14 protein-coding genes and 1 pseudogene are annotated in these 15,225 nt (G+C 57.1%); 12 read left to right on the top strand and 3 right to left on the bottom strand.

Features of this window, described 5'->3' with window-relative positions:
- Positions 1–335: class I SAM-dependent methyltransferase (locus tag A4R35_RS24255; RefSeq protein ID WP_189361629.1), on the bottom strand; the 335-nt coding region annotated here is incomplete at its 3' end.
- Positions 336–467, bottom strand: a complete 132-nt coding sequence (locus A4R35_RS24680; RefSeq protein WP_146747172.1) for a class I SAM-dependent methyltransferase — start codon at positions 465–467, stop codon at positions 336–338.
- 360 nt (positions 468–827) lie between these two features.
- Here A4R35_RS24680 and A4R35_RS10220 point away from each other — a divergent pair, with 360 nt between their 5' ends.
- From A4R35_RS10220 to A4R35_RS24675, 11 genes are all read left to right on the top strand, one after another.
- Positions 828–1,886: a LacI family DNA-binding transcriptional regulator gene (locus tag A4R35_RS10220; RefSeq protein WP_112429021.1), complete on the top strand. Its 1,059-nt coding sequence runs from the start codon at positions 828–830 to the stop codon at positions 1,884–1,886.
- A 26-nt stretch (positions 1,887–1,912) separates the two neighbouring features.
- Positions 1,913–2,317, top strand: a complete 405-nt coding sequence (locus tag A4R35_RS10215) for a cupin domain-containing protein (RefSeq protein WP_112429019.1) — start codon at positions 1,913–1,915, stop codon at positions 2,315–2,317.
- Positions 2,314–3,078, top strand: a complete 765-nt coding sequence (locus A4R35_RS10210) for an SDR family NAD(P)-dependent oxidoreductase (RefSeq protein WP_223258284.1) — start codon at positions 2,314–2,316, stop codon at positions 3,076–3,078. The genes A4R35_RS10215 and A4R35_RS10210 overlap by 4 nt, the downstream gene beginning before the upstream one ends.
- 27 nt (positions 3,079–3,105) lie before the next feature.
- Positions 3,106–4,782, top strand: coding sequence for an acyl CoA:acetate/3-ketoacid CoA transferase (locus A4R35_RS10205; protein WP_112429015.1), 1,677 nt, complete (start codon positions 3,106–3,108; stop codon positions 4,780–4,782).
- 256 nt (positions 4,783–5,038) lie between these two features.
- A complete protein-coding gene (locus tag A4R35_RS10200) occupies positions 5,039–5,950 on the top strand; it encodes a sugar ABC transporter substrate-binding protein (RefSeq protein WP_189361628.1) in 912 nt (303 codons plus the stop codon).
- Between the two features lie 199 nt (positions 5,951–6,149).
- On the top strand, positions 6,150–7,580 hold the full coding sequence (locus A4R35_RS10195; RefSeq protein WP_262982325.1) for a sugar ABC transporter ATP-binding protein: 1,431 nt from the start codon (positions 6,150–6,152) through the stop codon (positions 7,578–7,580).
- A gap of 11 nt (positions 7,581–7,591) precedes the next feature.
- Positions 7,592–8,686, top strand: coding sequence for an ABC transporter permease (locus A4R35_RS10190; RefSeq protein WP_189361626.1), 1,095 nt, complete (start codon positions 7,592–7,594; stop codon positions 8,684–8,686).
- Entirely contained in the window at positions 8,687–9,463 is a 777-nt protein-coding gene (locus tag A4R35_RS10185; RefSeq protein ID WP_112429007.1) for an enoyl-CoA hydratase/isomerase family protein, read from the top strand. It begins immediately after the preceding gene.
- A 49-nt stretch (positions 9,464–9,512) separates the two neighbouring features.
- Positions 9,513–10,922, top strand: a complete 1,410-nt coding sequence (locus tag A4R35_RS10180) for a dihydrodipicolinate synthase family protein (protein WP_112429005.1) — start codon at positions 9,513–9,515, stop codon at positions 10,920–10,922.
- Positions 10,919–12,610, top strand: a complete 1,692-nt coding sequence (locus A4R35_RS10175; protein ID WP_189361624.1) for a GMC oxidoreductase — start codon at positions 10,919–10,921, stop codon at positions 12,608–12,610. The genes A4R35_RS10180 and A4R35_RS10175 overlap by 4 nt, the downstream gene beginning before the upstream one ends.
- A gap of 792 nt (positions 12,611–13,402) precedes the next feature.
- Complete coding sequence (locus A4R35_RS24675; protein WP_223258283.1) at positions 13,403–13,567, top strand: hypothetical protein; 165 nt, start codon at positions 13,403–13,405, stop codon at positions 13,565–13,567.
- A 317-nt stretch (positions 13,568–13,884) separates the two neighbouring features.
- Here A4R35_RS24675 and A4R35_RS10170 read toward each other — a convergent pair.
- Positions 13,885–14,163 (bottom strand): annotated as a pseudogene (locus tag A4R35_RS10170) (type ISP restriction/modification enzyme); the annotation flags it as partial.
- Positions 14,164–14,471: 308 nt separating this feature from the next.
- On the opposite strand from A4R35_RS10170, the gene A4R35_RS24250 reads away from it, so the two are divergent.
- Entirely contained in the window at positions 14,472–14,621 is a 150-nt protein-coding gene (locus A4R35_RS24250) for a hypothetical protein (protein ID WP_189361622.1), read from the top strand.
- Positions 14,622–15,225: the final 604 nt, after the last annotated feature.

Below are 15,225 nucleotides of genomic sequence, written 5' to 3'. Positions count from 1 at the left end.
TGAAAGCCCGCTTGGCGCACCAGCCGGGGCAGCACCGGGGTGATGCCGATGTGCCGGCCATCGGGCGACCAGCTCTGGCCAGCTCGCCGCAGGGCCTCACTCTCCAAGGCGCTGTGGCGTTCGAACACTGGACTAGTGGTCGGGGGAGGCTCCACCTCGGTCAGGTGGAGGACCCCGCCCGGCGTGAGCAGCCGATAACACTCTGAGAGCAGTCGCCCATTGATCAGGTCGAACTCGCCGTCGGGGAAGGCCAGCGGCTCCATGACGTTCAGTACCTGGAAGTGGATGTGCTCCAGGCCGCGTGACCAGGCTTGAGTGCGGGCGTACTCGATCACCTAGGGGTTGATGTCAACCCCCAGGACGTGCGCGTTGGGGAAGTGAAAGGCCAGTTCCAGGTCCCAGCCGTCGGGGCCACAGGTCAAATCGAGGATGCGGTGCTGCGCGGGCAGGATATCATATGATTGCATAGGAATATTTGAATAGAAAGCCTCAACAACATTCAAGCAAGAGTGTACGAATCTCAGGAAATGCAAGAAAGGCGGTAAGGACTCCGAGCCGGTCTCCTCATCGGCAGCGAGAAGAGGAGAACGAAGCGACGAGATAGGAAACCGGTTTCCTAGATTTTCCTCCTATTCTGAGCCGATCTCACATCAGATTCATGCTGGTTATCCCCTTGACAAAGAGCTTATAGTCAGGTACACTACCTTCCGTATCAGATAACGGTTTCCCTATCTTAGCTTGAGTAAGAGATCTTATTCCTTGTTCCATACCGGTATTATTGGCCGATATCGGTTTCCTAAAAGGACCAGATTACGGAGACGGTCATTGTGAGGGTGACAATCAAGGACGTAGCCCGAGAAGCTGGGGTGTCCAAAGCCACGGTATCCAAGTACTTGAATAATGCACCTTACGTTTCGGAGCACACACGGCAGCTCATTGAGGCAGCGATTCGGAAACTGGATTTTCAGCCTAATAGCACGGCTCGCGGCCTCCGCAATCACCGGAGCCATTGCATTGGCGTCATTGTCGCCAGTATCTTGAACCCTTTCTACCCACAGCTCATCCAGGGTATTGAAGATGTCGCTACAGCACGAGGTTATGCCCTGTTACTCGCCAGTTCCGATGGAGATGCCAGACAGGAGCATCAGATCGTGCAGGCTATGCGCCAGCGACAGGTGGAGGGAATCATCTTTGCATCGGTACGGCTAACCGACCGTGAAGTGCTAAAGCTCAAGCGTATGCATACCCATGTGATCTTAGCTAGCCGACATCTGCCCGATGCACCAGTGGATTATGTTATTGTGGACAGTTACAAGGGAGCCTATTTAGCGGTAGAGCACCTCTTGATGCATGGTCACCGGCGTATCGCGCATATCGGGGGTCCCGAGAACATAGCTCAGTTCGCTGACCGCATGCGCGGCTACAGCAAGGCATTAGAAGATGCCGGCCTTGATGTAGATCCGACCCTCGTCATCCGTGGGGGCCTGCGCCTTGAGGACGGGGAGCTAGCGTTCCGCCAGCTCATGGCACTTGCTAATCCTCCCACAGCTATCTTTGCTGCTACCGATAATCTGGCTTTCGGTGTGCTTCGCGCTGCCCGTGCCTCTGGCTGTCTGATCCCAGAGCAGTTAGCTCTGGTCGGCTTCGATAATGTGCCATTTAGTGATATTGCTGCACCGCCTCTGACAACCGTTGATGGTAACGCGCTAGGTATCGGCAGGCATGCAGCGTCTTTGCTCATTGACCGTATCGAGAGTGCTCAGGGATCCAGCACTGCTGAGTCCGACCATACCGCCGCGCCAGACCCGATGCATCTGCTCTTTGAGCCACAGTTGCTCATCCGGCAGTCTTGTGGCTGCCAGACAACTGAGCAAATACGTCGGTGACATTTCAGAGGCCTGGAGGTCTGCACATGCAAGTCTGCTATCTGGATAAAGTAGCCGGTGAACACTTTCCTAGTGGACGCTGGACACGCCTGCTTGCTGGAGTTACTAGCCCTATCCAGCCTGACCAGTTTGTTATCGGTTACTCGGTCATAGACCCTGGTGGAGGTATTCCAGCGCATCATCATGTGAATGAGGAGGTTTATGTGCTGCTTTCTGGCACGGGACGTATGATGGTGGGAGACGAGCAGGCCATCCTCTCCGGCGTAGTCGCCGTCTATATCCCGCCTAATATGACCCACCAACTCACAAATGTCGGTGATCAGAGTCTCCATCTGCTCTTTATCTATGCCCCTCCGGGGATTATGGAGCATTGGCAGGCGGAACGCAGTGGCCAGCTAGCGATGCAACATGAGCGAGGGGTGGGACAGTGAGAGAGAATTTGTTCAATCTGCAAGATCGCATCGCTTTGATCACCGGCGCAGCCCGAGGGGTGGGGCGAGCGATTACCTTGGCGTTGGCCGAAGCCGGTGCAGATGTTGCCGTCAACGACCTGCGGGCTGGACCCGAGCTAGACGAGGTGGTTCGTGAAGTAATCCAGCGTGGTCGTCAGGCTCTGCCGGTGGTCGCCAATGTCGCGGTTCCTGAGGAAGTGGCCAGAATGGTCACTACAGTGCTGGACTACTTCGGTCGCATCGATATTCTAATTAATAACGCTGGGATCATGACAGAAATTCCCTTTCTTGAGCTGGCGATCGAGCAGTGGGATCAGATTATAGACGTGGATCTCCGAGGGGTGTTTCTCTGCACTCGCGCAGTGCTACCGCACATGGTCGAGCGGCGCCAAGGGGTTGTGATCAACATCAGCTCCCAGTTAGGCCAGAAGGGAGCGCCAGCCCTGGCTCACTATTGTGCCGCGAAAGGGGGAGTGCTGGCTCTCACACGTGCTCTTGCCCGCGAATTCGGGCCATATGGTATACGAGTGAATGCTGTTGCCCCAGGGCCATTGGATACAGAGATGACGCGACCCTACGCCACACCGGCATGGTTAGCCAATAAAATGGCGCAGAGCGTCTTGGGACGGCTGGGGAAGCCAGAGGAGGTTGCACCAACGGTGGTGTTTCTGGCTTCGGATGCCGCTTCTCTCTATACTGGGCAGACACTGTATCCGAACGGCGGGGGAGTTATGCTCTAAGGGCAGCCAGGCCGGAGGAGAAGATGGATGAGTAAAGTAGTTTCAGCAGCTGAAGCAGTGCAGGCGATCCCGGATGGGGCGGTTCTCAGTGTCGGAGGGTCAGGTGGGGGGGTCCTAGAGCCACGGGCTTTGCTCGTGGCTCTAGAGCAGCGCTTTAAAGCGACAGGCCACCCTCGGGATCTTACCCTGGTCCATTGTACGGGTATTGGTGATCGAACAGCGGGGGGGCTGACCCATCTGGCCCATCCGGGGCTGATTCGCCGGGTGATCGCCGGGAACTGGGCCATGAGCCACGCGATGGGGCAGCTGGCGCTGACCAATCAGATCGAGGCCTACAACTTCCCGCAAGGAGTAATGGCGCAGCTCCACCGTGAGATCGCGGCGAGGCGCCCCGGGCTGGTGACGCACGTTGGCCTGCATACCTTTGTTGACCCCCGTTACGAAGGAGGAAAGATGAACAGCCGTACTACGGAGGATCTGGTAGAAGTAGTGAAGCTGCGGGGTCGTGAGTATCTCTTTTATCCGGCGTTTCCTATTGACTTCGCCTTTATTCGGGGCACTACAGCCGATGAAGAAGGCAATTTGACTTTTGAGCAGGAAGGGGCTGTGCTTGATATGCTGGCTATTGCCCAGGCAGCGCACAACTCAGGGGGGCGGGTGATCGCTCAGGTCAAACGGCTTGCCCGGGCGGGGACTTTGCACCCTCATCATGTGGTAGTGCCTGGAATCATCGTCGATCAGATCGTGGTCGTGCCTGGGCAGTGGCAGACCAGCGAAGGTGAGTACCATCCTGCTATTAGCGGGGAATTGAAGATGCCTGTCGATGTCATTCCCCGGCTGCCGTTAAATGAACGCAAAGTAGTGGCCCGGAGAGCGTTTGCGGAATTATGGCCAGGTGCTGTAGTAAACCTGGGTGTGGGTATGGCTGATGGAATAACGGCTGTAGCAGCAGAAGAGGGTCTACTCGACCGTTTCGTGCTGACCATCGAACAAGGGGTTATTGGAGGTGGGCCAGCTCTGGGTCTGATTTTCGGCGTTGCATACAATCCGACAGCTATTATCGACCAGCCAGCACAATTCGACTTTTACGATGGTGGTGGTTTGGATATCGCCTTTCTGGGGTGCGCGGAGATCGATCGTTATGGCAATGTGAATGTCAGTAAATTTGGCAACAGGTTGGTAGGAACGGGGGGCTTCATAGATATTTCGCAGAATGCGCGCAAGATCGTCTTCTGCGGAACACTGACAGCGGGTAACTTGCTCGTTAATATCCGGGATGGCCGTCTATCAGTTGAGCGAGAAGGGACCCATCGCAAATTCGTCGAGAACGTCGAACAGGTGACATTTAACGCTGCCTATGCGCGAGCACGCGGTCAACCAGTTTTGTATGTAACCGAACGCGCGGTATTTGAGCTGGGGGATCAAGGCCTGGTGCTGACTGAAATCGCGCCTGGCGTCGATCTCGAGCGAGATGTCCTTTCTCATATGGCCTTTCGTCCTGCTATCTCTCCTCAGCTCCGCATCATGGATGAACGCTACTTTCTCCCAGGGCCGGTGGGCTATGAAGTCTTTGTCCGCCATACGGTTGACCATCATGCGGTTGTACGTTATACCTCTCGTGATATCGTTGAGACGCAGCCGCCGGCGGCATTTATCCAGCAGAGAGATCATCATGACACGGATAGAAAGGAGGGGGACAGCTAAGCAGGTTCTGCTAACTAGGCTAGATGCAGTTGCCAGCTGCGGATCGTAGGCGTCGTTCAGTAGTCTCAATGAATGAGAGAAACTTGCCATGTGGAGAAATACGCCATACACGGTTAGGCTGGTTATCGCACTGCTCATGGGAGCAGCTATAGCGTTCACAGGATGTGGCGAGAGCTCCTCGCCGTCCGCTTCGTCCTCGAGGACGTATACCTATCACTCGGCCTCTCCTGCAGCGACAAAAATCCAGGGTGCTGACTTGGCCACCTCGATGGGTCCGGTGACAGCACCCAAACAGCTACGCTTCGGGGTGATCCTCAAGAGTCTAACTAATCAGTATTGGCAGCAGATCGAACGAGGGGTCGAGACCGCCGCTCAGCGCTACGGAGTCCAGGTGACCGTCCAGGCGGCGAGTTCAGAGTCGTCGCCGACTCAGCAGCTGACCATTGCTCAGACAATGGTTGGACAACGCTACGACGCATATTTGGTTTCCCCTGAGTCCGTCTCTAATTTGACTCCTGCATTGCAAAGTATGCAGCAGCAAGGGGTTCCCATCATCAATGTGGATGATGCTCGTGTGAACGCTACCACCTTTGTGGGACCCGATCACGAGCTGGATGGGACCGAGGCCGCCCAATACATTGCTCAGCGCTTGCCCCAAGGGGGTGATGTAGCTCAAATCGAAGGGCAGGCGGGATCTAGTGCAGCGATCTTGCGCATCCAGGGGTTCAAAGAGGGGATTGCCCGGTATCGTAATCTCAAGTTAGTAGCCAGCGTGCCTGGCAACTGGGATGAAGCTACAGCATACAGTGATACCCAGGAACTTCTGCGTAAGGATCCGAATCTGAAGGCCATCTATGCTAACAACGATACGATGGCCGTGGGCGTTGCCAAAGCCGTCGCTGACGCTGGTCTGAAGGGGAAGATTATCATCGTCGGCACCGATGGCATACCACAAGCACTCGATGATATCCGTAGCGGGCTGATGTCCGCCACGGTAACTCCGCTTCCTTACTATGAGGGCTACTGGGGGGTCGAAGCAGCTGTTCGGCTGCTTGCCGGGCAACACGTGCCTGACTGGATTGTTGCGCCTGCTCAGCTAATTACTGCTGACAATATCAGCCAGTTCTTCAACAGCAACAACGAGGTCAGGACTGACCTCTACCTGTAGCGAGACAGCCTGAGCTGTCTTCGCCAGCGTGCAGTTAGCGCTTTAACCAGCACTGGGGCCACTGAGTATTTCTCTGTCCCAGTGCTGGAGGATCGCTCTGGATGGCGGAGAGCAAGGGGGCAGAATCGTGACAACCACTCCACTACTGCAACTCCGAGGTATATGGAAGCACTTTCCTGGGACTCAGGCGCTCCGGGACGTGAGCATGTCTGTGTTCCCCGGCGAAGTACACGCGCTGGTGGGGGAGAACGGTGCCGGCAAGTCGACTCTCCTCAAAATCATGTTTGGGGCCTACCAGCCGGATCGAGGGACGATTGAGATTCAGGGAAGGGCGGTTATTCTCCGTAGCCCGGCGACGGCTATCCGCTATGGCCTAGCCATGGTGCATCAAGAAATCAGCCTCATTCCTCAGCTCAATGCAATTCAAAACATTGTGCTGGGTTGGGAAGCAAGTCGCCTGGGCCTCATCGACTGGGCGGATGCTCGCGTCCGAGCCAGCGAGGCTTTGCGCCGGCTTGGCTTCCGAGCGAATCCCATGACCCCGGTGGGACAGCTGAGCGTAGCACAGCAGCAGATCATCGAGTTGGCCCGTGCTGTTGCTATGGATGCACGGGTTATCATCCTGGATGAGCCTACGGCTACGCTCAGCATGCAGGAGACCGAACATCTCTTTGCCATCATTCGCGAACTTAAGGCGAGCGGTCATGCACTGGTGTACGTATCGCATCGCCTCCCTGAAGTCTTCGAGCTTGCCGATCGTGTAACGGTCCTGCGCGATGGTCATCTGGTTGGCACCCTGACGCGCGATGAGAACTTCACGGATGCTACGCTCATTCGTATGATGGTAGGCCGTCAGCCAGAGGTGCAGGGTACTCAGTCGGGTACAGATACTTCGTCTGCTCTGGCCGGTGAAGAGATTCTGCGCGTTGAAGGACTCACGCGTAACGGCATCTTTCATGATATTAGCCTGACGCTACGTCGGGGGGAGGTCGTGGGGGTTGCCGGTATGGTTGGATCCGGGAGAACAGAGGTCGTGCGGTGCATTGCTGGGGCTGATCGTGCTGATCACGGCGCTATCTATGTGCGGGGAAAGCACATACATCTGCGTTCTCCCTTGGATGCGATCAAGGTGGGCATTGCTTTCCTTCCTGAGGACCGTAAGCTTCAAGGCTTGATACTAGGAATGTCGGTTGCTACCAATATCACCCTACCAGCTCTCCCCACTCGGTTCGGATGGATCAGTCGTCGACAGCAACGGGATCTAGCCCATGCCGCGCTCCGGCAGATTGGTACGAACCTGGAGGTCAACCGCCAAGTCCGTCAGCTGAGCGGCGGTACGCAGCAAAAGGTAGTGTTGGCGAAATGGCTGGTGACTGGCAGCGACATCTTTCTCTTCGACGAACCCACACGCGGCATCGACATAGGTGCTAAGGCAGAGATTTATCGCCTGATGCACCAGCTGAAAGCCCGGGGAGCAGCGATCTTGATGGTCTCCTCGGAACTACCTGAGATCTTGCGCATGAGCGACCGCATCCTGGTGATGCGGTCAGGACAGATCGTGGCAGAGCTGCAGCGCAGCGAAGCATCGGAAGAGATAATCGTGATGTATGCGAGCGGAGGCAAACCATGAAGGAACGGCGCATGTTACATCAGACGGAGCCCGTTGAAAAGTATCGCCACGACGGGCGACGACACCAGGTGAGCCAGACGGAGTCAACGCAGACTCCTGCTACAGAGGGGCTTGGTACCCAGCGAGGACCAGCAGAAGTGCTCAGCCGTGCATTGCGCCAGGCAGCGCGCATCGGCACGTATCGCCAGACCGGCATTGTGGTAGCCGAGGTTGTCCTGTTCCTGGTCTTTACAGCTTTAAGTCCTAGATTCCTGAGTAGTTACAATATCATCAATATCATTCTGCAATCAGTGGTCACAGGTCTTCTCGCACTTGGCGAAACGTTTGTCATCATTACTGCCGGCATTGACTTATCCGCTGGCTCGATCCTGGCTGTCTCCGCTGTTTCCGCTGGGCTGCTGTTGATTCACGGGACCTCGTTTGCTATTGCGCTGATCGGGCCGCTGATCATTGGCGCTCTGGCCGGTCTGGTGAACGGTCTGATTATTACGCTCATCCGGATCACTCCCTTCATCGCTACCCTGGGCACTATGAGCATCTATGCAGGCATTGCCCTCATCCTCGCAGGCGGCCAAACGGTCTACGGTATTCCTCTCTCATTCGAAGGACTCCTTGGGGGTTCTCTCGGTCCGATTCCAATACCTGTACTGGTGCTGCTCGCTGTGTTACTCCTGGCAGCGGCGACCTTAAAGTACACCAAACTCGGCGAGTACGCCATTGCCATTGGCGGCAATGCAGAGGTAGCCAGGCTGGCTGGCATTAACTTGTCGGTCTACACCTCGGCGGTGTATGTGGTTGCGGGTGCCCTGTGCGCGCTCGGGGGCATGATCTCCGTTGCTCGGCTGGGAGCCGCCGATCCTACCTCCGGCTCTGACTTGCTGCTCCCAGCCATCGCTGCTTCTGTGATGGGTGGAGCCAATCTAATGGGTGGCGAGGGCAGCATGCTAGGGGCAGTAGTGGGAGCAGTGTTAATCTCTACCCTCCAGGCGGGTCTGACATTTCTGAATGTACAGGCATTCTATCAGGAGGTAGTGGTTGGCGTGGTGATTATTTTGGCTTTGGCACTCAATCGGTTTCAAAACCGCTTTCAGAACGGTCACGCATAAATGGAAACGCTGCGGATTGAACATCATGGGGATAGCCATGTGACTATCTGGCTGGATCGTCCCCAGAAGCGCAATGCATTGAACGAGGTCATGCTCCGAGAGCTGATGGCCACGGCGACAGCACTGCAAACTGATAGATCTGTCCGGGTTGTGGTACTGCGTTCGTCCAGCGGCGTCTTCTCAGCAGGAGCAGATCTCAACGAGTGGGCCACGTCGAGCCCGGCAAGAGCCAGGGAACTCTCCCTCTTGGGGAGTCGGGCGTTTCAGGCATTGGCTGATTTACCGGTACCAGTCATTGCCGTGCTCGAAGGGGCGGCTTTGGGTGGAGGGCTGGAGCTGGCCCTGGCCTGCGATATCCGCATTGGAACCCAGGCTTGCCTCATGGGATTCCCAGAGCCGCGGTTAGGGAACACTCCCTCTTGGGGAGGGGTCCCACGTCTGGTGCAGGTGGTCGGCCCGGCCTTCGCCCGCGAACTGCTCCTGACTGGAGAAGTGATTGGAGCGCAAGAAGCCTATCGGATGGGCCTGTTGAATCGACTCTTCGATGAGTCTGAGCTTACAGGCGGCCTGAAGCACTTGGTGGAGAGCGTACTCGCTTGCGAGCCCACAACACTGGCCTTGCTTAAGGCCCAGTTATCTGGTGGCACGGTGGAACGAGAGCAGCAAGAGGCGATAACAGCAGGCTTTTCAGCAACGCAGGAGGAAGCCCGCCGCCGAAAGGAGGCCTTTCTGGCTCAGCGCTGGGCCAGACGCAGCAAGCAATCACAGACGGAATAGGTGTAGAAGAATTCCAGGGATATATAGTGAAAATGAAAAGAGGGCAGATATGCAATTGCGAGGCCTGATTCCAGCAGCTATCACGCCAATGACACCTGATGGTGAAGTCGATTGGGATGCTGCTCGCAGCTACCTTGCCTATCTGGCCAGGATGGCGATCGGGGGCATTGCCATCAATACCGATGCCGGTGAAGGTCCGCTTCTGGAGGATGCTGAGAGGGAGCGTCTGGTGAGTCTCACTAAAGAAGTGATGGGTCCGAACATCCCGGTCATCTGTGGGCTAGCCGGTGGCAATACTCGCGAGATGCTGACTCGGGCAGCTCGTTTGAAGGATGCCGGAGCGGATGTATTTCTTGTCTTCCCCCATGTTGCCTTTCGCGGAGCGCGTGCACTAGATAAGACAATCCTCAGCTATCACCGTGTTCTCAGCGAGGCAGGGTATAACTTTGTGCTCTTCCAGCTGCAAGAGGCCTTAGGAGGATGTGACTATCCAGAAGAAACGCTAGTCGCATTGCTCCGCCTGGATGGAGTGATAGCTATCAAGGAAGCGAGCTTTGATCCGGTGCGCTATCTCAGGACGATGCGCATCGTACGGCGCACGGCGCCACTGGTGAGCGTGCTCTCAGGGAACGATAACTTCCTCCCTGAGTCCTTCATTCTTGGCGGTGATGGGGCTCTCGTCGGGCTAGGAGCAGTTGCCACTGGTCTCCAGTGTGCCTTTGTTAAGGCTGTCCAGGAAGGAAATGCCAGACAGGTGGAGAAACTGGGGCAGGCAATCCAAGAGATTGCCGATGTCCTCTTCGTTCCACCTGTGCGTGACTACCGTGCCCGAATAAAAGCGCTACTGGTCGCGCTTGGCCGGCTGCCCGACGCCGCAGTACGTGCCCCACTGCAGCCAGTGTCTGATAGCGATTTAGTCGCTATCCATCGTGTCGCAGCGAAGCATGAAGCGCTCCTGCGGATGTATGGTGATATCGCTTCAGATACTGCTACAGCATGGCGGACAATGCTTCCTCTGATTGAAGCTGTCGTAGCCCGCATTTTCCCCGCTGATCCCGGTGAACTATCGACCCAGGACCTCGGAGTAGCAGACTACATCTGCGGTCTGGGCAGTTGTTTAGATACACCATGGCGAGAAATCTATCGGCGTGGCTTACAGGCTCTGGAGGAGACATCCCAGCGCTTGATGGCTAGGTCCTTTCTCGCCCTCACTTCAGAGGAGCAGGACATCGTCTTGCAGCATTTTGAGGTCACTGCACCAGAGATGACAGCGCTGGGCGCCCCTGGGAGCTTCTTTTCCTACCTGGTAGCCCATGTCCGTGAGGGCCTCTTTAGTGATCCCCACTATGGAGGTAACCGGGAGGGGCTAGGCTGGAAGTTACTGGGTTATCCTAATCCTGTACGCGGCTTGGTCGGCTGGCAGAATGCTCAATGGGAGACGGAGGGAAAGACACAATGATTTCAGAACGAGCAGCTGATGTTTGCATTGTAGGCATGGGAGCTGCCGGCGGAATCGCGGCCTATGTCTTAGCCACGCAAGGTTTGGAGGTCGTTGGGTTAGAGGCAGGACCCGCCTGGACAAATAGCGACTTTCCCTGGGATGAGCTGACTGCGTTCAATTTTCGCAATACCCTTGGCAAAATCTTCAACAATACAGCCCCGACCTGGCGTCGACGGGAGGGTATGCCAGCTGGTCCGGCAACGTTTTCCCTGGGCCGTATGATGAACGGTGTGGGGGGTGGGGATATCCATTTCGGAGCCTGGTCGCGTCGCTTTATGCCAGGCGATTTCACGGCGCTGAGCGACACCCTGCGGCGTTACGGTGCAGAGGCACTGCCGCAAGGTAGCGCTCTGGCCGATTGGCCGCTGACGTATGAGGATCTGGAGCCTTATTATGATCGCGTTGAGTATGCTCTCGGGGTGTCAGGGATTGCTTGCAACATACGTGGTCAGGAGCCTTCGGCTAACGGAAACCCTTTTGAAGGGATGCGCTCCCGCCCCTACCCCTTGCCACCTCTGCGCCCTTACCCTCTGGGGGAGCGCTTCCGGGAGGCCGCACGGAGGCGGGGCTATCATCCGTACACAGTGCCGGCGGCGATCATCAGCCAGGACTACGATGGCCGCCCTGCCTGCACCTATTGCGGCTGGTGTAGCGGCTATGGTTGCTATAACGGCGCTAAATCGTCCACGCTCGTAACAGTCATCCCCAAAGCGCTCAAAACTGGTAATCTGGATCTGCGTCCCTATTGCCGGGTCGTTCGTGTAGAGAGCCAGGGAGACCAGGCACGCGGCGTTACCTATCTTGATGAGGAGGGGCAGGTCCATTTTCAGCCGGCGCGTGTGGTAGTGCTCGCCGCCTACACGTGGGAAAACGTGCGCCTGCTGCTGCTCTCCAGCTCGCGGAGCTTCCCTAACGGGTTGAGCAATAATCATGGGCAGGTGGGAAAGTACTTCATGACTCGCCAGTTCCCGGAGGTGGCGGGGCTCTTCCCTGACTTTCCAATGGACAAGTTCAGAGGACCAGTAGCCCAAGCTGTTGCCATTGACGACCTCAATGGCGACAACTTTGATCATACAGGCCTTGGTTTCCTGCGCGGTGGTACCATCGGTACGGAAAATCAGATCCAGCCCATTCAGGCGGCCAGCCAGGTACCCCCCGATGTGCCGAGATGGGGCCGCCGCTATCGCGAGTTTATTCTCACACATTGGAACCATATTACCTATCTGCGTGCTCAACCAGAGCCTCTGCCGTACAAGATGAATTTTTTAGATCTGGACCCAGTTGTCAAGGACGACCTTAGTCAGCCAGTCATACGCATTACTTACGATCTCTACCCGAACGAGCTGCGACTCATTGACTTTCTCCAGGATCGTATGGAGGAGTTGATGCGAGAGATGGGCGCGGTTCGGACGTGGCGAGGGCCACGCGAAACGGGGGTGGCGAGCTGCCATGATCTCGGCGGCGCTCGAATGGGCAAAGATCCCAAGGAATCGGTTGTTGATCGCTACCAACGCTCGCACGAAGTCCCCAATCTGTATATTCTTGGCGGCTGTACCTTCCCTACGGCCACAGGGACGAATCCAACCGAAACTATTCAGGCTCTGGCCTGGATGTCAGCGGAGCACATTGCTCACGAGCTGCGCTAGCCAAAAAGGCAGATTCCAGAGGAGCAGCAAGCAAGTTGCCTGTTACTCCAAAACCCTCGCTCAATACGAATATTAATTGCTCTGAAAGGGCCCGTTTGCCTCTTTTTTAGGGGCCGGGCCCCTTTTGCCATACTTTGTCAGAGCCTCGCCTCGCGTTTCCACAGGCCAGGGTCAGCCTTCATCTCCCCATCTGAGCTGCATAGCTCTGCCACAGTCTGATTCGCCGACCATAGGCCGACAAGCTTCTACAGCGCTTCCCCAACACCGTTGCTCTTGATCTGGCCAGCCCATCGCTAGCTTGAATTGGGATGTCTAGAGCACAGCAAGCTAGATAATTCCCTGCTCTGTCATGGAGGCGCTTTCTATCTTCTCTGGCATGGCCCCCCAGGCATTCCTCGTGACCCTTTGCCACGTCAGCACCCTTTGGAAGGGATTCTTCTGGTTAAGACCAGCTCCTTCCTACAGCCTGCTCTGTAAACAATCGCCTGGGAACCGCACTAGCCAGGGTAAAAGCGCAGCTGGCTAGCTCTCGGTTCACCAACCCGCGGCGACAATCGTTGCTTCAGCTCTGCAAGGGTGCTCACCATTCGCTCCTCTCTGCCAGATCACCTCATCCGTCCGGCTGCGCCTGTGCTCCTTCCTTCTAGCTGCTCCCCAACGGGCCACCTTCGGTTCATGCTTACCTGTCGGCAAAGCTCCGGCCACGGGCAATCATTGCAGGAGAGGCAGAGCGGACACAAAAAGATCCTGCTGTTCTGGCGAGGAAAACTGGCTGGTGAAAGCAGTGTGGAAATGGCATGCAGCACTCACAAGCGTCAGGATATTTCATCAGCGCCCGCGACTCTGCCGGTAGGAAGGTCCAGTGCGATCAGCCTCCTGCTGTGGCTGCTCTCCGAGAGCCACTGGCTGCTCAAGCCCGGAGAGGTAATCCGCCTGGGCGAGACCGAGGATTCCTGACGACCAGCCCTACCTCTAAGCGCTTCAGGGCCCTGTTCTCCGAAACGCTGTGGCGGGCGGGCCAGTGCTGGTCTCCTGATGGACGCCATCCTGGCATCACACTGGTGCTACCAGGGTTGGTGCGCTAGGCGGGCCTGGCCAGCGGGCATCCTGATGGATTCTCCTGTCTTCGCCTATCTCGTCGGACTGGATCAGGGACTTGGCGGCACGGCGCCGACTGCGAAGGGCCCGCAGCCTCGTCCAACCTGATGGCGAAGCGGTGAGAGACGGGGAGGCTGCCTGAGGAGAGGGAGGCCAGCTCCCTGTCCGCCTCCTGCTCAGGGTAGCTGAGTCTTTTGTCTTTTTGGGAGGCGACGTGTTCGCCACTGGACAAGACTTCTTCCTTCCAGACCGGCGACTAGTAGAGTCGTCAGCCCCCCATGCTTCTCGATGACATCCTCAATCTTCTCCATCAACTGGAGAGTTTCCGCCAGCGCTGCCACGTTCTGCTGATACTGCACGATGTCTCGAAAGGTGAGCACACGCCCTTTGCGGTCCTTGGGCCACCTGGCGCAGACCTGATAGCCGCCGACTTCGAAAGCCCAGACGGCTTTAGGGGCGCCAGTGAACTATTGGGAGGTGTGGATACAGACCCGCCTCCTGCTCTAACTCCTGCTGTTCCCGAAGGCAGTGAAGCGTGCGTATTGGACACGGTGATGCCACATGCCCCCGAGAGCAGCAGCCCCAGGGGAAGGCGTAGAGATATCACTTCCCCGCCCTCCACACTGGGAGAAGACGCTCCGGCTCAGGTTCCCAGGACCTCATAGACAGAGAGCAGGAGGAGGGACCAGGACCATGTTGACGGAGAGGAGGGAGCCGCCTTCCTCCCCTGGATCAATCCAGGGGAGGAAGGCGGCACGTCTCTATGGAAGAGGAGAGGTTGATCTCCTTCATCCAGGGGCTATGGCTCGATGCCCAGGGAGAAGCTGATGCCCTGGCATGGTTCCTGCCCGCTGCTTCTTTGATTACCCGCCATCCAGACCTGAGCCCGGCCTTGTTCGAGGCTTGTGGCTGAGTGGATCGCTTCTTCCAGGGCGGGCTGCGACAGGCTGGCTCTGCAGTGCTGTGCAACCTTACCCGTCTGCTCTGCTGACATGGAAGGCCACGCTCGCAGGTCCTGCGGAGGGAGCGGCGGGCTCCCTGGGTGAGCATCGACCCCGATGCTCATCGCCCTGCTGGCCTGGTCGCCGCGTCTGCCGGGAGGCCCAGCCTCTCCGTCTTGCCTGCCAAGCAGGCGCTGCCCTCCCCGCAACCGCTGCGCTTGTGCCGGTGGCGAAATGACAGCCAGGGAGGGAGTGCTGCATGGCTGCCTGAGCCGGGTCGTCAGGCTCTTCTCCCAGGCGTAGCTGCTTGCTCGTGGCCGTCACAAGCGATGTAGCCGCTGGCCTGGCAAGGAGCGGGGCGCCTCTCCCCAGCCTCCTTTACCCAACTGCCGTATCTGTGTGCCACGCACTGAGCGCTACCAGAAGCCACTCTATTTCGACACACGCGCCTACATGAATCAGATCCAGCTGCATCTGGAGGAATATCCTCATGCCCGCCGCTAATAGTCCTACGGGCCAGCTGCGCCCCCTGATCATCTGCCATCGTGAGGGGCTGACCCACAAGGTGACTACCTG

The organism is Thermogemmatispora tikiterensis (assembly GCF_003268475.1).
Lineage (GTDB): Bacteria > Chloroflexota > Ktedonobacteria > Ktedonobacterales > Ktedonobacteraceae > Thermogemmatispora > Thermogemmatispora tikiterensis.
The sequence above is the reverse complement of the archived record's forward strand: the minus strand, read 5'-3'. Positions and strand labels throughout refer to the sequence as shown.